We start from the raw sequence: 19,131 nt of genomic DNA, 5'->3' as shown, positions 1-19,131 counted from the left end.
GGCGCCCGCCCCCGCTGGGGAAAAGGGGGGCGGGCCGCTGGCCTTGATTACGAGAAGTCCGCGATCGACTGCGGCTCGACCTCGTATCGCTTGCCGCGATAGGTCTCGATCTTGTCGGCGTATGTGGCTGGCAGGCCGGGGTAGCCGATCATCCGCCACGAGGCCATGTTCCGGTTGCCGCCGTACATCGGGTCGGAGAAATAGCCCTCCATCACCAGCTGGAGCAGCGCGTTGAAGAACGGCTTGGAGCCGATCGCCGCGAATTCCGCCTTGCCGCCGTCCATCGCCTTCAGCGCCTCGGCCACTTGGGCCGGCTCCAGGCCGTCCAGCTCCTTGCCGTACTTGCCCTTGACCCAGGTGTTGGCGGCGGAGATGCCGGCGCGGATGAACTCCAGCGGCGACAGCGGCGACTGCTCGCCCGCACCCTGCTGGGGCGTGCTGAACGGACCGGCGCGGTACATCCTGGCCCCGGCGCCGTAGGCCCCCGCCAGCTGCCCGTCGATATAGGTGACGACCCCACATTCCGAGCCCGACGGCGACAGGTCGTCGGCTGGGATGATGGCGTCGGCCGCGGCGGTGATGAACGCCGCCTCCGTGGCCGTCAGAATCCGCATCGGCTCCGGCACGTAATCCGGAGCGGTCGCGACTTGGCCCGTCGGCGTGGTTTCCGGCTTGGCCTCGGGAGCCGCGGCTTCCGGGGCGGCCAGGGCGATGTCGGGGGCCGCGAAGGCGCCGACGGTGGTCACGGCGGCGGTTCCCGCTGCGGCGCCGATCAGGAATCGGCGCCGGGGCAGTGCTTCGGTCATGTCTCTCGTGATCCTCGATTATGCTCTTATGATTCTTCGATACGCGGGTTCTCAGGCGGCCCTGATGGTCGCCAGGAACTGCTCGGCCTCGGCGCGCAGCCGGGTCGACTGGGTCGCGAGGTCGTCGGCCGACGCCACGACCTGGGCGGCGGCGCTGCCGGTCTCGTTGGCGGCCGCCGTGACCGAACCGATGGTGGAGGAGACCTCCTGGGTGCCCAAGGCGGCTTGCTGGACGTTGCGGGCGATCTCCTGGGTCGCCGCACCCTGCTCCTCGACGGCGCTGGAGACCGACGCGGTGATGCCGCTCAGCTCCTCGATCCGGGCCGAGATGTCGCGGACGGCGGCCGCGGCCCTGCCGGTCTCGGTCTGGATCTCGCTGACCTGGGCCTGGATGTCCTCGGTCGCCTTGGAGGTCTGGGTCGCCAGTTGCTTGACCTCGGACGCCACGACCGCGAAGCCCTTGCCGGCCTCTCCGGCGCGGGCCGCCTCGATCGTCGCGTTCAGCGCCAGCAGGTTGGTCTGGCTGGCGATCTGCTGGATCATCTGGACGATCTCGCCGATTCGCTGGGCCGAGTTGGTCAAGCCCGACACGATCACGTCGGTCCGGCGCCCCTCCTCGCTGACCCGCGCCGCCACCGACGACGCGTTGGAGGTCTGGCGGGCGATCTCGGAGATGGAGGACGACAGCTCCTCGGCCGCCGTGGCGACCGTCTGCACGTTGGTCGAGGTCTGTTCCGACGCGGAGCCGACCGCCAGCGTTTGGCGCTGGGTCTCCTCGGCCGTGGCCGACATCGACTGGGCGGTGACCCGCATGTCGGTGGCGGCGGACGAGACGGCGTCGATCACGTGCCGGACGCTCGCCTCGAAATTGTCGGCGAGCTGGTTCATGCCGCGCTTCCGATCCACCTCGACGGCGGCGCGGTCGGCTTCCTGGCGACCGCGCAGGGTTTCCGCCTCGACCATGGAGGTCTTGAACACCTCCACCGCCTCGGCCATCGTGCCCAGCTCGTCGCGCCGGTCGCGGCCGGGGATCTGGACGGAGGTGTCGCCGGTGGACAGGCGGCGCATCGCCTCGCGCAGCCGCTCCAGCGGACGGGTCAGGCCGCGGCCGACCATCAGCGCCACCAGGATCGCGGCCAGCAGGACCACGCCAGTGGCGGTGCCGAGATACCAGACGGTGCCGCTCTCGATCGCGACGAAGCTGGAGATGTCCTGGACCAGTTCGATCACCGCGACCGGCTCGCCGGCGAAGTTCTTCAACTGGCCGAGATACAAGGCGACGGGGTGGCCGTCCAGCTCGCTCCGCCGCAGCACCACCGTGCCATCCAGCGCCTGGGCCAGTTCGGCGGGGCTCGCCAGGGTCTTGTCGGCCAGGCTGCTGCCCAGCGTGGCGAAAACGTCGCCCTGCATCCGGTGGACCGCGAAATCGACCCCGAAGCGCGACTTGATCCGCTCGACGAAGACCGGACCAAAGGTGACGCCGATGTCGATCGCACCGATGAAGCGGCCGTCGCGGACCACCGGGCCCACGCTGTAGACGCCCAGGTTGTCGCGGCCCGGCTCGATGCCGGTGACGCCCTTCTGGCTCTGGTTGACCAGGGCCACCGTGCGGCGGCGCTGCGAGACGTCGTCGCCGAAGCTCTTCGGATCATGGACGCGGTACGTCGTGATTCCGGGCGGCTTGGTGAACGACCAGGGTCCGACGCCCAGGGCCTTGGACGCCTTCTGGGCCGCGCCCAGGGTGGCGCCGAGCGCCTCGCGGTTCTCGTCGTCCAAGGCGGCCTGGACATCGGGAAGGGCGCCGACGACCGCCGCCACGGCGGAGGCGGTGCGCCCCTCGTACTCGAAGGCCGCGATCACGCTTTCATATTGAAGGCGCATCTCGCGCTCGAGGGCCAGACTGGTGACCTCGTTCTGTTTCATCGTGGCGAATACACAAAGGACGCCGGAAGCGACCGCCGCGGTGGCCGCGATGGCAACCACGAGCCTCATGGCGATGGAACGGATCTGAAACATGCAATTCACTTCCTGATCAAGCGCGGCTCCGGTGGACTTGGGTCAGGCACCGCCACGGCTAAATTGACCGCGCGCCACCCATGTCGGAGTTTGTCCGGGCGATCTTCATCAGGAAATTCTTGCTGAAACGATAATAATGTAAGTCATTTTAGGTTTTTTCTGAGTAACGATCCTAAGCCTTAGGTAATAGTTTTTTAGAATATGGAAAACTAAGTCAGCTATATTTGGCATTCTAACTAACAACGGCCACTTTTAAGGGCATGATATTTTCCATTTCGCGGCATGTCTGCCTGTAGCGTCAGACCATAAGCGGAAAGGCGATCCGCAGAAAGTCAGGGTTTGAAATCATGGTTAATGAACCGTCCCAATGTCATACCGATACTTGGCATTTTCCGGACTGTTCGGGCGGTATCGGCATCATGGCTGATCGTTTCTTGTACTTCCAATGATAAAACACAAAAAATCTGAATAAAATCCGATTTTAATCACAGGCTGTCAATATTCTGCGTGTTCCCGAAGGCATGCGAGCCCCCACTAGAGATCGCCAGCTCAGCACCCACACTGATTGGATAGCGGCCACCAAGCACCGGCGCCATTGGGATTAGACGAACTAGATGATTTCAACAATGTGATATTTGAATTTATACATTTTTCCGGAATTCCCATATACAATCGTGTATATTGACCTTTAAATTTTATTCTCTACCTTAGCATCCAAGCTCGATCCCAACAAAATCAGCGGGCGCGCCAGTGGCCGCCCACCCCATCCACCAGATCAGTTTCCGCCAGTACTCCACCACTCCGTCCCGCCGCCCAAGTCCATCGCCCGATCCTGGCTCCCATCCGGGATGATCCCTTCCGGCGTGAGGCTTTCCTTCGCGTCATCCCCCTTCGTGTCGCTGACGAACAATCCCCGCGAGCGCGGCCCTTCACATCGGCTCCCGTTCCGCGGCCAAGGAGGCTTCAATGGCATATTCCGCGCTGTCGATCAGTTCCCAGGCCAAGTCCGTCATCTCGAGCTTCTCCGGCGTCTCGCCGACCACCACGCTGTGGGTCGACGACAACGCCAGAAGCGGCGGGAACGGCTCCTCCGCGTCGCCGTTCAACACGATCCAGGCCGCCGTCAACAAGGCGGCCGCCGGGACCGCGGTCATGGTCAAGGCGGGAACCTACAACGAGAACGTGTCGCTGGACGGCAAGAGCGGAACCTCGACCAAGCCGATCTGGCTGGTGTCCGCCGATGGCGAGGGCTCGGCCAAGATCGCGGCATCCTCGTCCAAGGCCGCGATCTACGCCTATGGCGAGGACAACCTGATCATCAAGGGCTTCACCATCCAGGGCGGCAGCGAGGGCATCAAGCTGACCCAGGGCGGCAACGGCCTGTCGAACATGACGACCAACATCGTGATCGAGGACAACAGGATCAGCGGCTCGGCCGTCGACGGGATCAAGCTGGCGCAGGCCGTGAACGTCGCGGTGGTCGGCAACACCATCGCCAATTACGGCCGCGAGGAGGGCATCGACAACGTCTATGTGCGGAACGCCATCATCGCCTACAACGACATCTCGGATGGCAGCAAGGACGGCAACCGCTCCGGAATCACGGTCAAGAGTGGATCGGAGGACATCAAGATCCTCTACAACGACATCGGAAACGTGCTCGACGGCGTCATCGTCGGCGGCTGGAGTTCCGCCGCGGGCAGCACCTGGCCCAGGAACCTCGACTACGAGGCGAAGGACATCCTGGTCTCCGGCAACTACATCCACGACCTCGCCAAGCGCGCGGTCAACGTCCTGGCCGGGACCGACAGCACGATAACCGGCAACAAGTTCGCCCCGAACAACAGCTACCCCTCGGTCGTCAACGTCGCCTCCGACAACCACGGCACGGCGTCGAGCGACATCGACATCCTCAACAACATCGTCTCGAAGGCGAAATGGCTGACGGTCCAGTCCGGCAGTTCATCGGGCCTCACCAACAGCGGCAACACCACGACGGGCAGCTTCGACACCGGCAGGGCCGGCGCCGTCCTGGGCGTCTCCGCCGCCGCGTCGGACGAGATGGCCACCACCGACACGGCCCTGACGCTGTTCTTCGGCACGACCGAGGCGGCGGCATCCGGCTCGGCGGCGGGCGATACGTCAGCCGCGTCGGCCACCGACCCCGCCCACACGCTGACGCTGCTCGGCATCGGCGACGACGCCGGGTATCTCGCCTTCGTCTGAGGCATCATCGCCCAGGCCATGGTGGAGCCACGGTAGTGAACGAGCGCGGTTCCACTATGGCGTTGATTATCATCAGGATGTCAGTGGGTTACCCTACCCAATCCGGGACGATGTCACCCGGCGACCTGTGAGCAGGTTATCGCGCCTCGAACGACCATGACCTCGGGGGGCTAGTAGATCAGGACGCCGACGACTGGTTCGCCAAGCGGAAGTGGGCGCCGCTCTTTCAATCGGTCGGGCTTTGACTTTCAATCAGTCGGCATCGTGTTTTCAAACGGTCAATCCAATGACGCCGCCGCGCGACGCGGATTCGCTTGCCGGGCGCAAGCTGGTCGTTCTTTGGGAGGTGCTTTTTGGGGAAAATGGTGCCGGTTGTCAGATTTGAACTGACGACCTACCGCTTACGAAGCGGGTGCTCTACCACTGAGCTAAACCGGCGATCGTGGCTTGATCCTCGCTTCCTACCCGGTTCCGCCGCGGCGATCAAGCGTTTTTCCGGCTGGTGACGTCGAGGCCGGCAGCCGGCGTTTACATCTTCCTTACATCCCTTGACGCAGCGCTTACCAAAGCCGCGAAACTCCGCATGGAGAATTAACGCGGCTCCGGCCTAGCCTTGGATCCTCGATTTCCTCGTGGTTTCCCAAGGGAGTTTCCAACCATGGCCGATCTTGTTTTCCTGATCGTGACGCTGGCGTTCTTCGCCGCGTTCGATCGGCTGACCGGCGCGCTGGAGCGATTGTGAGCGGCGCCATGTCTCTTGAATCGCTATCGCTCGACTTCATCCTGGGCGGCACCGTCGCCGCCGGGTTGCTGGTCTATCTCGGGTACGCCCTGCTGCGCCCGGAACGGTTCTGAGCGGAGGAACCAGACATGGATTCCGCCGGGCTGCTTCAGATCGCCCTCTATCTCGTCATCCTGACCGCCCTCACCCCCGTGCTGGGCGGCTACATGGCCCGTGTCTTCGGCGCCGGTCCCGCTCCCCTCGACAGGGTGCTGGGGCCGGTCGAACGCGGGCTCTACCGGCTGTGCGGCGTCGATCCGGCGCGGGAGCAGCATTGGACGCATTACGCCGCCTCGCTGCTGGCCTTCAACCTGCTGGGCTTGCTGGCGCTCTATGGGTTGCTCAGACTCCAGCACGGGCTGCCGCTAAATCCGGCCGACATGTCCGCCGTGGCGCCGGATCTCGCCTTCAACACGGCGGTCAGCTTCACCACCAACACCAACTGGCAGGCCTATAGCGGCGAGGCGGCGCTGGGCTATCTGGTCCAGATGACCGGCCTGACCGTGCAGAACTTCGTGTCCGCCGCGACCGGCATCGCCGTGCTGGTGGCGCTGATCCGCGGCTTCGCCCGGCGTGGCACCCGCACGGTCGGCAACTTCTGGGTCGATCTGGTCCGCGGCACGCTCTACCTGCTGCTGCCGTTGTCGATCGTCCTGGCGCTGTTCCTGGTTTGGCAGGGTGTGCCGCAGAACTTCGACGCCTATGTCACCGCCCAGACGCTGGAAGGCGGCCAGCAGGTGATCGCCCAGGGTCCGGCGGCGTCGCAGATCGCGATCAAGCAGATCGGCTCCAACGGCGGCGGCTTCTTCGGCGTCAACTCGGCGCACCCCTACGAGAACCCGACGCCCGCCACCAACCTGGTCGAGATGCTGTTCCTGCTGGCGCTGGCCGCCGGCCTGACCGACACCTTTGGCCGCATGGTCGGCGACCGCCGCCAGGGCTGGGCGATCTTCGCCGCGATGGGCGTCATGCTGGTGATCGGCATCGGCGTCGCCACCTGGGCCGAGAGCGCCACCAACCCCGCCCTGATCGCGGCGGGAGTCGATGGGCTTGGCGGCAACATGGAGGGCAAGGAGGTCCGCTTCGGCGTCGCCAACTCGGCCCTGTGGGCGGTGGCGACGACCGCCGCGTCCAACGGCTCGGTCAACGCCATGCATGACAGCTTCATGCCGCTGGGCGGCATGGTGCCGATGGTCAACATGATGCTGGGCGAGGTCGTGTTCGGCGGCGTCGGCGCCGGTCTCTACGGCATGATGATCTTCGTGCTGCTAGCCGTCTTCATCGCCGGCCTGATGGTCGGGCGGACGCCCGAATACCTCGGCAAGAAGATCGAGGCCAAGGAGATCAAGCTGGCGATGATCGCGGCGCTGACCGTGCCGTTCGGCGTGCTGGGGCTGTCGGCCCTGACGCTGGTCGTGCCGGCCGCCGCCGCCTCGATCCAGGACGCCGGGCCGCACGGCCTGTCGGAGGTGCTCTACGCCTACGCGTCGGGCACCGGCAACAATGGCTCCGCGTTCGGCGGCTTCGGCGCCAACACGCCGTTCCACAACACGGCGCTGGCGGTGGCCATGCTGTTCGGCCGTTTCCTGGTGATCCTGCCGGTCCTGGCCATCGCCGGCACCCTCGCCGCCAAGAAGACCCTGCCGGCGTCGGCCGGCACCTTCCCGACCCACGGCCCGCTGTTCGTCGGGCTGCTGATCGGCGTCGTCCTGATTGTCGGCGGCCTGACCTTCTTCCCCGCGCTGTCGCTGGGACCGATCGTCGAACACCTGCTGATGACCCAGGGAATTTCCTTCACGGGCGCCCCCCAATGATACACCGCACCTCAGAGATCTCCCTGTTCGACGCCGGCATCGCCGCCCAGGCGGCCACCTCGGCGCTCCGCAAGCTCGACCCGCGCGAGCTGGTGCGCAATCCCGTCATCTTCGTCACGGCGGTGGTGGCGGCGCTGACCACCGTCCTGTTCGTCCGCGACCTGTTCACGGGCGGGACCGGCCCCGATGCCGGGGCCAACCTCGCCGTGGTCGGCCAGATCACGGCCTGGCTGTGGTTCACCGTCCTGTTCGCCAACTTCGCCGAGGCGGTCGCGGAAGGCCGCGGCAAGGCCCAGGCCGCCAGCCTGCGCAAGACCAAGACGGAGACATCAGCCCGCAAGCTGGCCGATGTCGCGGCCACGGACTGGCAGTCGGTGCCGGCCGCCAGCCTCCGCGCCGGCGACCTGGTCGTGGTCGAGGCGGGCGAGGTGATCCCCGGCGACGGCGACGTGGTCGCCGGCATCGCGACGGTGGACGAGTCGGCGATCACCGGCGAATCGGCGGCCGTGATCCGCGAGAGCGGCGGCGACCGCTCGGCGGTCACCGGTGGCACCCGCGTTGTGTCGGACCGGATCGTGGTCCGGATCACCGTCAATCCGGGCGAGAGCTTCCTCGACCGCATGATCACGCTGGTCGAGGGCGCCAAGCGCCAGAAGACCCCCAACGAGATCGCGCTGAACATCCTGCTGGCCGGCATGACCATCATCTTCCTGGTGGTGGTGGTGACGCTGGAGGCCTTCGCCGTGTACTCCGGCATCACCCTGCCGGTCGTCTTCCTGGTGGCGCTGCTGGTCACGCTGATCCCGACCACCATCGGCGGGTTGCTGTCGGCCATCGGCATCGCCGGCATGGACCGGCTGGTCCGCTTCAGCGTCATCGCCAAGTCGGGCCGCGCGGTCGAGGCGGCGGGCGACATCGACACGCTGCTGCTGGACAAGACCGGCACCATCACGCTGGGCAACCGGCAGGCGGCGGAGTTCGTCCCGGTCGCCGGCATCAACGACCGCGATCTGGCCGAAGCCGCCCTGCTCGCCTCGCTGGCCGACGACACCCCGGAGGGCAAATCGATCGTGGCGCTGGCCCGCCAGAAGTTCGGCTTCCAGGCGGGTTCGGCCGAAACCCCCGGCTACACCTTCGTGCCCTTCACAGCGCAGACCCGGATGAGCGGCGTCGACACGCCGGCCGGCTCGATCCGCAAGGGCGCCGTCGATTCGATCATCCGCCATGTCGGCGAGGACGCCGTGCCACGCGACCTGCGTCAGTCGGTCGAGCGGATCGCCAAGGCTGGCGGCACGCCGCTGGTGGTCGCCCGGGACAAACGGGTGCTGGGCGCCATCCATCTGAAGGACATCGTCAAGCCCGCCATCCGCGAGCGCTTCGCGACACTGCGCCAGATGGGCATCCGCACCGTCATGGTCACGGGAGACAACCCGCTGACCGCGGCGGCCATCGCGGCCGAGGCCGGCGTCGACGATTTCCTGGCGGAGGCGACGCCCGAGCGCAAACTGGAGCTGATCCGCCACGAGCAGGCGGAGGGCAAGCTGGTCGCCATGTGCGGCGACGGCTCCAACGACGCCCCCGCCCTGGCGCAGGCCGATGTCGGGGTCGCCATGAACACCGGCACCCAAGCGGCGCGCGAGGCCGGCAACATGGTCGACCTCGAGAGCGATCCGACCAAGCTGATCGAGATCGTCATGATCGGCAAGCAGCTGCTGATGAGCCGGGGCGCCCTGACCACCTTCTCCATCGCCAACGATGTCGCCAAGTACTTCGCGATCATCCCGGCGCTGTTCGTGGCGGCCTATCCCCAGCTGGGCGCCCTCAACGTCATGGGGCTCGGCAGCTCGTCCAGCGCCATCCTGTCGGCGATCATCTTCAACGCGCTGATCATCGTGGCGCTGATCCCATTGGCGCTGAAAGGCGTCAGCTACCGTCCCGCCGGGGCCGCCAGCCTGCTCCGGCGCAACCTGCTGGTCTATGGATTGGGCGGGCTGGTCGTCCCGTTCATCGGCATCAAGCTCATCGACCTGGGCGTCAACGCGCTCGGTCTCGTCTAACCAGGGCTCACCAAACCATGCTGAAGGAACTGAAACCGGCGCTGATGATGCTGGTGGTCCTCACCATCATCACCGGCGCGCTCTATCCGCTGGCCGTCTCCGGCCTGGCCTGGGCGCTATTCCCGACCCAGGCCCATGGCAGCTTGGTGACGCGCGACGGCGAGGTCGTGGGCTCGACGCTGATCGCTCAGGGCTTCACCGAACCGGGGCACTTCCAGCCCCGGCCCTCGGCGGCCGACTACAAGGCGGAGGCGTCGGGCGCCTCCAATTACGGCCCGACCAGCGGGCCGCTGATCGATCAGGTCAAGGCCCGGATCGACGCGCTGCGGGCGGCCAACCCGGACGCCGCGGCGCGCGGCCCGATCCCGGTCGAATTGGTCACCGCGTCGGGCAGCGGGCTCGACCCGCACCTGTCGCCGGGCGCCGCCCTGTGGCAGGCGCCGCGGATCGCCGCCGCCCGCGGCATTCCGGAAGCCCAGCTGCGCACCCTGGTCTCCTCCCTGACCGAGGGCAGGACGCTGGGACTGTTCGGCGAGCCGCGGGTCAACGTGCTGGCGCTCAACCTGGCGCTTGACGCCTTGCCCGCCGTGGTGCCCGATGGCGCCGAACCGCCCGGCACCTGAAGACCAGCCTGAAGAGTAGATGGCCGAATCCGACAGACCCTCGCCCGACGCGCTGCTCGCCGAAGCCAACCGCGAGCGGCGCGGCCGGCTCAAGATCTTCCTCGGCGCCGCTCCCGGCGTCGGCAAGACCTACGCGATGCTGGAGGCGGCGCGTGACCAGAAGCGCGAGCATGTCGATGTCGTCATCGGCATCGTCGAGACCCATGGCCGGCGCGACACCCAGGCGCTGGTGGAAGGTTTGGAGGAACTGCCGCGGAAGCCGGTCGAATACCGCGACCGCGTCTTTCCCGAGATGGACCTCGACGCCATCCTCAAGCGCCGGCCCCGGCTGGTGCTGGTCGACGAGTTGGCCCACACCAACGTTCCGGGCAGCCGCCACCTCAAGCGCCACCAGGACGTCGCGGAGCTCCTGGCGGCGGGGATCGATGTCTACTCGACCCTCAACGTCCAGCACCTGGAAAGCCTGAACGACGTCGTCGAGCGCATCGCCGGCGTCACGGTGCGCGAGACGGTCCCCGACGGCGTGCTCCAGACCGCCGACGAGATCGAGCTGATCGACCTGCCGCCTCAAACGCTGATCAAGCGGCTGGCCGAGGGCAAGGTCTATGTGCCGGAGCAGGCGCGCCGGGCTGTCGATCACTTCTTCTCCGCCGGGACCCTGACGGCGCTGCGCGAGATGGCGCTGCGCGTCGCCGCCGAGCGGGTCGACGCGCAGATGGTCAGCTACATGCGCGCCCACGCCATCCCCGGGCCCTGGCCGACCCGCGAGCGCATCCTCGTCTGCGTCGGTCCCGGAACATCGGTCCAGCGACTGGTGCGGACGGCGAAGCGCACGGCGGAACGCCGGCAGGCGCCGTGGATGGCGGTGCATGTCGAGACCTATCGCCACGCCAGCCTGGACGAGGAGACCAAGACCCGCATTTCCGAGGCGCTTCGGCTGGCGGAACAACTCGGTGCCGAAACGATGGTGATCCAGGGCGACGACACCGTCGCCGAACTGCTGGATCTCGCCAGCACCCGCAATGTCAGCCAGATCATCGTCGGCCGCGCCGAGAGGGACGGCTGGCTGCCGTTCCGTCACCGTAACGTCACGGCGGAGCTGCTGGCGCGGGCCGATCGGTTCGACGTGACCGTGGTGGCGGGCGATGACGAGCCGCGGCGCCAGCTCCCTGTCCTCGCCACGCGCCAAGCCGGCTTCGACTGGACCGGCTACGCGGTGGCGGCGGCGGCGACCGCCGCCGCGTCCGCCTTGGGATATGGCCTCAGCCTGTTCCTGGATCTCCCCAACATCTCGCTGATCTACCTGATGGCGGTGCTGCTGGTGGCGATCCGCCATGGCCTGGGGCCGTCGATCGCGGTCTCGGTCGCCAGTTTCCTGGCCTACAACTTCTTCTTCACCGACCCCCTGTTTACCCTGGATATCTCGGATACCCGCAACATCCTGACGGTGGTTTTCTTCCTGATCACCGCCTTCATCACCAGCAATCTGGCGGCCCGCGTTCGGATGCAGGTGGAATCGACCCGGACCAGCGCCCGCCGGACCACCAACCTCTACGATTTCAGCCGGCGGATCGCGGCGGCGGCCAATCAGGACGACGTGCTGTGGGCGGTGGTCCACCATGTGGCGGCGACATTGCGCGGCCGATCGCTGATCCTGCTGCCCGAACGCGACAGCCTGACCATCAAGGCGGGATTCCCGCCGGAGGACAGGCTGGACGACAAGGCGCGGGCCGCGGCGGACTGGGCGTGGTCGCACGGCCAGCCGGCGGGCCGGGGCTCGACGACCCTGCCGACCTCGGAATGGCTGTTCCTGCCGCTCAAGACCGGGCGGGCGCCGGTCGGCGTGCTGGGCGTCCAGATCGAGGCGGGCGACCGCCTGCTCTCGCCGGAGGAGAACCGCCTGCTCGACACCCTGGCCGATCAGGCGGCGCTGGCGATCGAGCGCACCAGCCTCGTCTCCGACATCGAGCAGGCCCGGCTGGCGGCCGAGACCGAGCGCCTGCGCTCCGCCCTGCTGTCGTCGCTGTCGCACGATCTGAGGACGCCACTGGCCTCGATCCTGGGCGCCTCGTCCAGCCTGATCTCGTATGACGCGTCGCTGAACGCCGTCGACCGGCTCGATCTGGCCCAGACCATCCAGGACGAGGCGGAACGGTTGAACCGCTTCGTCCAGAACCTGCTGGACATGACGCGGCTGGGATCGGGGCAGTTGAAGCCGCGCGCCGACTGGGTCGATCCGCGCGACATCATCGCCTCGGCGGTCGAGCGGGCGGGCAAGCTGCTGCGCCGCCGCGCCGTCAAGGTCGAGATCGACCCGGCCTTGCCGCTGCTCCGCCTGGACCCGATGCTGATGGAGCAGGTGATCTTCAACCTGCTGGACAACGCCTGCAAATACTCGCCGGCCGGAACGCCGATCACGATCTGGACCGTGCGGCGTGACGACACCGTCCTGATCGAGGTCTGCGACCAAGGGCCCGGCATCCCGGAAGAGGACCGTGAAAGGGTCTTCGACATGTTCTATCGTGTCGAGGACGGCGACAGCCGCACCGCCGGAACCGGATTGGGGCTCGCCATCTGCCGGGGCATCATCGAGGCCCATGGCGGCCGCGTCTCCGCCCAGCCGGGATTGAACGGGGCCGGCACCTGTGTCGTCATGCGCCTGCCGGTGCCAGCACCAGCCGAACTGGTCGAGCCGAACCCCGAGAGCGCCTGACGCATGCTGAAGATCCTGGTGATCGATGACGAGCCGCAGATCCGCAAGTTCCTGCGGATCAGCCTGACCGCGTCTGGCTACAAGGTGGTCGAGGCGGAGGCCGGCGGTCCCGGCGTCGATGCCGCCAAGGCGGAGAAGCCCGATCTGGTGATCCTGGACCTGGGCCTGCCCGACATCGACGGGCAGGAGGTGATCACCGCGATCCGCGAGGATAGCGCCGTGCCGATCATCGTCCTGTCGGTCCGCGCCGACGAGACCGATAAGGTCGAGGCGCTGGACCGCGGCGCAGACGACTATGTCGTCAAGCCGTTCGGCATCGGCGAGCTGATGGCCCGCATCCGCGCCGCGTCGCGCCAGCGCGGTGCCGCCGCCGCTGGCGAGACCGAGGTGGACACGCTGGCGATCGGCGGGCTGACGATCGATCTGCCGCGCCGGCTGGTGATCCGCGACGGGATCGAACAGCGCCTGTCGCCAAAGGAACACGCGCTGCTCACCCTGCTGGTCCACAACCGCGACAAGATCCTGACCCATGGCCAGATCCTCCGCGAGGTCTGGGGCCCCGCCCACGCCGACGACACGGTCTATCTGCGCGTCTACGTCAACCAGCTCCGCCAGAAGCTGGAACCCGACCCCGGCCGCCCCACCCTGATCATCACCGAACCCGGCGTGGGATATCGGCTGAGGACCGGGGAAGGGCGGTGACGCCTCACCAGTCGAACGGACAGCCCCGGCACCCTTCCATGAAGGCGTCCTGGAAGATCGCGTATGTGTTCCGCGTCCCCTCCATGACGGCGTCCTTCAGGTTCGCCTCGTACAGCTTGGCCTCCTGGAGGTTGGTGTTGACGAGCCGGGCTCCGACCAATTGCATCCGGTCGCCCCTGATCATTTCAAGATTGGCGGCGGTCAGGTCGGCTCCGCTGAGGTCGGCGCCACTGGCCCGCGCGAACTCCAGGTTGGCGCCCCGCAGGGTCACCCCCTTCAGGTTGGCTCCCTGCATGAAGGCCAAGCGGAGGTCGGCGCCATCCAGGTTGGCTCCGGCCAGATTGGCGCCGCGCAGGTTGGTGTGGCGCAGGTCGGCGCGCGCCAGATTGGCGCCCCTCAGATCCGCTCCGGCGAGATCGGAATCCCGCAGCCTGCCGTGCCGCATGTCGGCGCCGGGGCATTCGACCCGGGGACCGATGACGCAGCCTCCGACCACCGGGTCGAAGGCGGCGTCCGCGGTCCCGGCTTCCCCACCCGTGGTTTCCCCGCTTTCCGTCACCGCGAGCGGTGACGGATCGGCGGCCCGGACCGGGGCGGCGGACACCATGAACGCCAGGGCGGCGGCCATCACGGACCGCGCCAAGACGGAGCGGCCGTTCAAGTCGGCCCAGCCGCCGGTCATTGGGGTTTCGCCGCTGGCTGGGCGGCGCTCGACACCTTGATGTCGGCCAGCTTGAACACCCAGAACGACCCGCCCTGGGTCACCCGCGTGGTCAGGTCGGCCATGTCGCCGCCCCACAGGGGAACAGCGCCGCCATAACCGGACGCGACGCCGACATACTGCACGCCGTCCCGCGCCCAAGTGATCGGCGACGAGACGATCCCCGAGCCGGTCTGGAACCGCCAGACCTCCTCGCCGGTCTTCGCGTCGAAGGCCTTGAGAAAGCCCTCGCTGGTGCCGGTGAACACCAGATCGCCGGCGGTGGTCAGGACGCCGGCCCAAAGAGGCAGCTCCTCCTTGTGCTCCCAGACGATCTTGCCGGTCTTGGGGTCCATGGCGCGTAGGACGCCGACATGGTCGTCGAACATCTTCTTGATCCTGAACCCCATGCCCAGATACGCGGCACCCGGCGTGTAGGTCACCTTCTCGGTCCAGTAGTCCTCCTTCCAGTGATTGGCCGGTATATAGAACAACCCGGTCGACTCGCTGTAGGCCATCGGGTTCCAGTTCTTGCCGCCCAGGAAGGGCGGCGACACCTCGACCGCCTTGCCTTTGGTTTCCCCTTCGGCGGGCAGTGGCGGGCGCTGGTTCCCGGCCTCGATCGGGCGGCCGGTCTTGACGTCGATGCCCTTCGCCCAGGTGATGCCGTCGACGAACGGCCACGCCCCGATCAGCGCGGTCGGCTTGTTGATCTCGCCGCCCCGCTTGGCCAGCTTCTCCCGATCCGTCACATAGAAGAAGCCGTTGCGGTCGGCGTGGGCCGCCGCCTTGACGGTCTTGCCCCGATCGTCCTTGAAGTCGAACAGGATGATCTCGTTGTTGCCGGAGAAGTCCCACGTGTCGTTCGGCGTGTGCTGGTAGAAGCCGACCAGCTCGCCGGTGCTCGGATCGACATAGGCTTGCCCCGAGGTGAACAGGCTGTCGCCGGGCGAGCGCGCCCAGCCGTTCCACGGCGCGGGATTGCCGGCGCCGATCACGATGGTGTTGGTCGCGGTGTCGAAGGTGGCGCTCTGCCACGGCGCCCCGCCGCCATGGTTCCAGGCGTCCACCATGGTGCCGTCGGCCTTGCGCGGCCAGGATGGCGCCTCGACATTGCCGGTCGGCGTGCTGTCCTTGCCGTTCAACCTGCCCATGTGGCCTTCGACCAGCGGCCGCATCCAGACCTCCTCGCCCGTGTCGGGATCGCGGGCGAAGAGCTGGCCCACCACGCCGAACTCGTCCCCGGACGACCCGTGGATCAGCAGCACCCTGCCGGTCTTCTGGTCCTTCACGATGGTCGGCGCGCCGGTCATGGTGTAGCCGACCTTGTGGTCGGCGAACTTCTTGCGCCAGACCACCTTGCCGGTCTTCTTGTCCAGCGCCACGATCGCGGCGTCCAGCGTGCCGAAGAACACCTTGTCGCCATGGATCGCGGCGCCGCGGTTGACCACGTCGCAGCAGGGGCGGATGTCCTCCGGCAGGCGGGCGGAGAAGGCCCACAGCCGCTTGCCGGTCTTGGCGTCCAGCGCGAACATGCGCGAATACGACGCGGTGATGTAGATCACCCCGTCATGGACAAGGGCCTGGGTCTCCTGGCCGCGCTGCTTCTCGTCGCCGAAGGAGAACGACCATGCCGGGACCAGATTGGCGACATTGGCCTTCTTGATCTGATCCAGGGGGCTGAACCGCTTGCCTTCGAGACCGGCGCCATACATCAGGACGTCTTCCGGGGTTTCCGCGTCCTTCGCGATGTCGTCCCACGTGACCAAGCCACCTTGCCCGGCCGCGACCGGAGACGCGGCCGCCAGAAAGCCCAGCAAGGCGAAGGCTGCCGTACCCGCGAGCGGCGGCCGCGCGGCGTCGAATCGCCACATCGATCGATTGGACATCAACGTTCCTCCTGAAATGCTCATTTTTGATGGTCGGTCCGGACGACGGGCTGACAGGCATCCTCAAGGCGAAAATGGAGTCACCGCTGGGGATTGAAGAAAAAATCCCCCACACGAGTCCATGATCGCTAAAGATACTTGGGTACCTATTGAACCAATCTTTTTGTCATCCGCTGGTGAGTGAGCCGATGATGTAACCGACATCATGATCCATCAATAGGACCAAAGAACAAGACCAATAGTCTTCGCGATTTACTCTTTTTCTTCCTGCTCAAAATCGGGAATTATTGGCAATCAATCGGCATCTTATTCCCCGTACCCAAACATCCCGTCACCGATCGAGATCGGGAGGGACCGCTTTCCATCAATGCCGCGCGGCGGTGCCCGGCACCGGAATAGCGCCACGTCCCGGGTCCTTGATCACCAGGGTCGAGACGCGGCTATAGGTCACCACCATGGTCGCCATGTCGCGGATCATCGCGGTCATGCCCATGTCGATGTCCTCGAAGTAGATCAGCGTCGTCGGGTGGCCGTTGATGTCGCAGCAGCCATGGACGAACTTGTCCCGGCCAAGCTTGATCAGCCGCAGGCCCGTGACCCGGCAGGATGTCCCGAGCAGGTCCTCGCCGATGATCCTCAGCGTCGCCCGCAGCAGCGGGCTCTGGTTCTTCTCGCCCAGCGCCATGAAGGCCCGGTCGGTGACCACATCGTCGAAGAAGATCCGGTAGACGCGGCCGAAGTCGTCGTCCGTCGCCAGGATCCTCTTCATTTCCTCGAGCTTCCGCTTGTAATCGCTCATGACGGCTTCCAAGGTGACGGTGACACGCGCGACGCACGCCATCGTACACACCCCGGGACCAGCCGAAACGGGCGTTTGGCCGCACCTTCGCGCCGCACCACCCCGCCTCAGCCGTGCCGCTTGACGACCTCCAGGAAGGCGTCGCCGTAGCGCTCCAGCTTGCTGGTGCCGACCCCGGGAAGCTGACCCAGGCGCCAGGCGTCGCGGGGCTTGACGCGGACGATCTCCAGCAGCGTGCTGTCATGGAAGATGACATAGGGCGGCACGCCCTGCGACCGCGCCAGCTCCATCCTGCACGCCCGGAGCTTGTGCCACAGATCGTCGTCCGCCGGGCTGAGCGCCGCCGGCGCGCCGCCTTTGGCGCCCCGCTGGGCGCGCAGCGACTTCTTGACCGCCGCCTGGTTGTCGCGGCGCAGGCGGATGCCCTGCTGACCCTTCAGCACCGGCCCGGCCGCCTGGGTCAGGTGGAGCGCGCCATAGCCCTCGTGATCGACCTTCAGGAATCCGGCCGCCACCAGCTGGCGATAGACCGAGCCCCACTCCTGCTTGGTCATGTCGGAGCCAACGCCGAAGGTCTTGATCTGGTCGTGGTTGAACTTGGTGATCTTCTCCGTCACCGTGCCGCGCAGCACGTCGATCAGGTGCCCGGTGCCGAACATCTGGCCGGTCCGATAGACGGCGGCCAGCGCCTTCTGGGCGACGATGCTGCCGTCGAAGGTCTCGACCGGCTCCAGGCAGGTGTCGCAATTGCCGCAGGGCGCCGGCAGCACCTCGCCGAAGTAGTTCAGCAGCACCTGCCGCCGGCATTCCGCCGTCTCGCAGAAGCCGATCAGGGCCTCCAGCTTGTGCTTCTCGACCCGCTTGACCTCCGCCGGCGCCTCGCTCGACTCCAGCATCTGCCGCATCGCGACCACGTCGGACAGGCCATAGGCCATCCAGGCGTCGGCCGGCAGCCCGTCGCGGCCCGCCCGGCCCGTCTCCTGATAATACGCCTCCATGCTCTTGGGCAGGTCGACATGGGCGACGAAGCGCACGTTGGGCTTGTCGATGCCCATGCCGAACGCGACGGTGGCGACCACGATGACGCCCTCGCCCTTGATGAAGCGATCCTGGTTGGCCTCCCGCGTCTGGGCGTCGAGGCCGGCGTGATAGGGCACGACATCGCGGCCCTGCGCCGCCAGCCAGGCGGCGGTGTCGTCGACCTTGGCCCGGCTCAGGCAATAGACGATGCCGGCGTCCTCGGCGTGGTGGGTCTGGATGAACGACCACAGCTGGCGCCGGGGCTCCTGCTTGGGCACCACGCGGTAGGTGATGTTGGGACGGTCGAAGCTGTCGATGAAGACCTTGGCGTCACCCAGGTTCAGCCGCGCCTGGATGTCGGCGCGGGTCTGCTCGTCGGCGGTCGCGGTCAAGGCGACGCGCGGCACCGTCGGGAAGCGCTCGTGCAGGATCGAGAGCTGCAGGTATTCCGGCCGGAAGTCGTGACCCCATTGCGAGACGCAATGCGCCTCGTCCAGCGCGAACAGGCAGACCCGGCTGCGCTCCAGCAATTCCAGGAAACGGGGGGTGACCAGCCGCTCCGGCGCCACGTAGATCAGGTCCAGCTCGCCCTGCGCCACCTGCCGCTCGACCTCGGCGGCGTCGCGCCAGTCCAGCGACGAGTTGAGGTAGGCGGCGTTGACCCCGACTTGGCGCAAGGCGTCGACCTGATCGCGCATCAACGCTATCAGCGGCGAGACGACCACCGCGATGCCGGGACGCACCAGCGCCGGGATCTGGAAGCACAGCGATTTGCCGCCGCCGGTCGGCATCAGCACCAGCGCGTCGCCCCCGGCGATCACATGGTCGATGATGCCGGCCTGCTGACCCCTGAAGGCGTCGTAGCCGTAGACCCGCTGAAGCGTTTCCAGCGCCTTGTCCCGGCCGTTCCTGGTGAGGACCTGGCTCAATATCTCGACGATTTTTCGGGTTCGGTTAAACAGGCCGCATGAATTGCACGGATGGC

At 66.8% G+C, this 19,131-nt stretch carries 13 protein-coding genes and 1 tRNA gene; 7 read left to right on the top strand and 7 right to left on the bottom strand.

From position 1 onward, the window contains the following. Positions 1 to 47: 47 nt before the first annotated feature. Positions 48 to 806 (bottom strand): gluconate 2-dehydrogenase subunit 3 family protein, encoded by a 759-nt coding sequence (locus tag N825_RS00420; RefSeq protein WP_051511330.1) that lies wholly within the window; start codon positions 804 to 806, stop codon positions 48 to 50. 51 nt (positions 807 to 857) lie between these two features. Next, on the bottom strand, positions 858 to 2,822 hold the full coding sequence (locus N825_RS00415; protein ID WP_037445855.1) for a methyl-accepting chemotaxis protein: 1,965 nt from the start codon (positions 2,820 to 2,822) through the stop codon (positions 858 to 860). A 966-nt stretch (positions 2,823 to 3,788) separates the two neighbouring features. On the opposite strand from N825_RS00415, the gene N825_RS00410 reads away from it, so the two are divergent. Further along, the gene (locus tag N825_RS00410) at positions 3,789 to 5,048 is read left to right on the top strand and encodes a right-handed parallel beta-helix repeat-containing protein (RefSeq protein ID WP_084164073.1); all 1,260 of its coding nucleotides are present in this window, start codon (positions 3,789 to 3,791) and stop codon (positions 5,046 to 5,048) included. Between the two features lie 363 nt (positions 5,049 to 5,411). Here N825_RS00410 and N825_RS00405 read toward each other — a convergent pair. Further along, positions 5,412 to 5,486: transfer RNA gene (locus N825_RS00405), tRNA-Thr, on the bottom strand. Positions 5,487 to 5,798: 312 nt separating this feature from the next. Between N825_RS00405 and kdpF the strand changes: the two genes are divergently transcribed. The 6 genes from kdpF to N825_RS00380 are packed head-to-tail and all read left to right on the top strand — an operon-like array spanning position 5,799 to position 13,738. Next, complete coding sequence (gene kdpF / locus N825_RS37485) at positions 5,799 to 5,903, top strand: K(+)-transporting ATPase subunit F (protein ID WP_157618902.1); 105 nt, start codon at positions 5,799 to 5,801, stop codon at positions 5,901 to 5,903. Positions 5,904 to 5,918: 15 nt separating this feature from the next. After that, positions 5,919 to 7,643 (top strand): potassium-transporting ATPase subunit KdpA, encoded by a 1,725-nt coding sequence (gene kdpA, locus N825_RS00400; protein WP_037445853.1) that lies wholly within the window; start codon positions 5,919 to 5,921, stop codon positions 7,641 to 7,643. Beyond that, entirely contained in the window at positions 7,640 to 9,700 is a 2,061-nt protein-coding gene (gene kdpB, locus N825_RS00395; RefSeq protein ID WP_037445852.1) for a potassium-transporting ATPase subunit KdpB, read from the top strand. The genes kdpA and kdpB overlap by 4 nt, the downstream gene beginning before the upstream one ends. Positions 9,701 to 9,717: 17 nt before the next feature. Continuing rightward, complete coding sequence (gene kdpC / locus N825_RS00390) at positions 9,718 to 10,323, top strand: potassium-transporting ATPase subunit KdpC (RefSeq protein WP_051511327.1); 606 nt, start codon at positions 9,718 to 9,720, stop codon at positions 10,321 to 10,323. Positions 10,324 to 10,342: 19 nt separating this feature from the next. After that, positions 10,343 to 13,036 (top strand): sensor histidine kinase, encoded by a 2,694-nt coding sequence (locus N825_RS00385; RefSeq protein ID WP_037445850.1) that lies wholly within the window; start codon positions 10,343 to 10,345, stop codon positions 13,034 to 13,036. A 3-nt stretch (positions 13,037 to 13,039) separates the two neighbouring features. Further along, entirely contained in the window at positions 13,040 to 13,738 is a 699-nt protein-coding gene (locus N825_RS00380; protein WP_037445848.1) for a response regulator, read from the top strand. 4 nt (positions 13,739 to 13,742) lie between these two features. Here the strand turns inward: N825_RS00380 and N825_RS00375 are convergent, their stop codons facing one another. From N825_RS00375 to recQ, 4 genes are all read right to left on the bottom strand, one after another. Further along, the gene (locus N825_RS00375) at positions 13,743 to 14,420 is read right to left on the bottom strand and encodes a pentapeptide repeat-containing protein (RefSeq protein ID WP_084164071.1); all 678 of its coding nucleotides are present in this window, start codon (positions 14,418 to 14,420) and stop codon (positions 13,743 to 13,745) included. Continuing rightward, positions 14,417 to 16,327 (bottom strand): methanol/ethanol family PQQ-dependent dehydrogenase, encoded by a 1,911-nt coding sequence (locus N825_RS00370; protein ID WP_342665998.1) that lies wholly within the window; start codon positions 16,325 to 16,327, stop codon positions 14,417 to 14,419. Before N825_RS00370 ends, N825_RS00375 begins: the two co-directional genes overlap by 4 nt. 364 nt (positions 16,328 to 16,691) lie before the next feature. After that, on the bottom strand, positions 16,692 to 17,168 hold the full coding sequence (locus N825_RS00365) for a hypothetical protein (RefSeq protein WP_037445844.1): 477 nt from the start codon (positions 17,166 to 17,168) through the stop codon (positions 16,692 to 16,694). A 65-nt stretch (positions 17,169 to 17,233) separates the two neighbouring features. Beyond that, positions 17,234 to 19,075 carry a DNA helicase RecQ gene (gene recQ / locus N825_RS00360; protein ID WP_051511326.1) on the bottom strand — a complete coding sequence of 614 codons (1,842 nt, stop codon included), beginning with the start codon at positions 19,073 to 19,075 and terminating at the stop codon, positions 17,234 to 17,236. Positions 19,076 to 19,131: the final 56 nt, after the last annotated feature.

The sequence above is a fragment of the Skermanella stibiiresistens SB22 genome, assembly GCF_000576635.1.
In the GTDB taxonomy this organism is placed as follows: Bacteria; Pseudomonadota; Alphaproteobacteria; order Azospirillales; family Azospirillaceae; genus Skermanella; species Skermanella stibiiresistens.
Note: the sequence above shows the minus strand (reverse complement) of the source record. Positions and strands in the feature narration are given on the sequence as shown.

Coding starts and splice junctions, on each gene's coding strand:
- N825_RS00420 (WP_051511330.1), bottom strand. CDS start 806: ATGACCGAAGCACTGCCCCGGCGCCGATTCCTGATCGGCGCCGCAGCG.
- N825_RS00415 (WP_037445855.1), bottom strand. CDS start 2,822: ATGTTTCAGATCCGTTCCATCGCCATGAGGCTCGTGGTTGCCATCGCG.
- N825_RS00410 (WP_084164073.1), top strand. CDS start 3,789: ATGGCATATTCCGCGCTGTCGATCAGTTCCCAGGCCAAGTCCGTCATC.
- kdpF (WP_157618902.1), top strand. CDS start 5,799: ATGTCTCTTGAATCGCTATCGCTCGACTTCATCCTGGGCGGCACCGTC.
- kdpA (WP_037445853.1), top strand. CDS start 5,919: ATGGATTCCGCCGGGCTGCTTCAGATCGCCCTCTATCTCGTCATCCTG.
- kdpB (WP_037445852.1), top strand. CDS start 7,640: ATGATACACCGCACCTCAGAGATCTCCCTGTTCGACGCCGGCATCGCC.
- kdpC (WP_051511327.1), top strand. CDS start 9,718: ATGCTGAAGGAACTGAAACCGGCGCTGATGATGCTGGTGGTCCTCACC.
- N825_RS00385 (WP_037445850.1), top strand. CDS start 10,343: ATGGCCGAATCCGACAGACCCTCGCCCGACGCGCTGCTCGCCGAAGCC.
- N825_RS00380 (WP_037445848.1), top strand. CDS start 13,040: ATGCTGAAGATCCTGGTGATCGATGACGAGCCGCAGATCCGCAAGTTC.
- N825_RS00375 (WP_084164071.1), bottom strand. CDS start 14,420: ATGACCGGCGGCTGGGCCGACTTGAACGGCCGCTCCGTCTTGGCGCGG.
- N825_RS00370 (WP_342665998.1), bottom strand. CDS start 16,327: ATGTCCAATCGATCGATGTGGCGATTCGACGCCGCGCGGCCGCCGCTC.
- N825_RS00365 (WP_037445844.1), bottom strand. CDS start 17,168: ATGGCGTGCGTCGCGCGTGTCACCGTCACCTTGGAAGCCGTCATGAGC.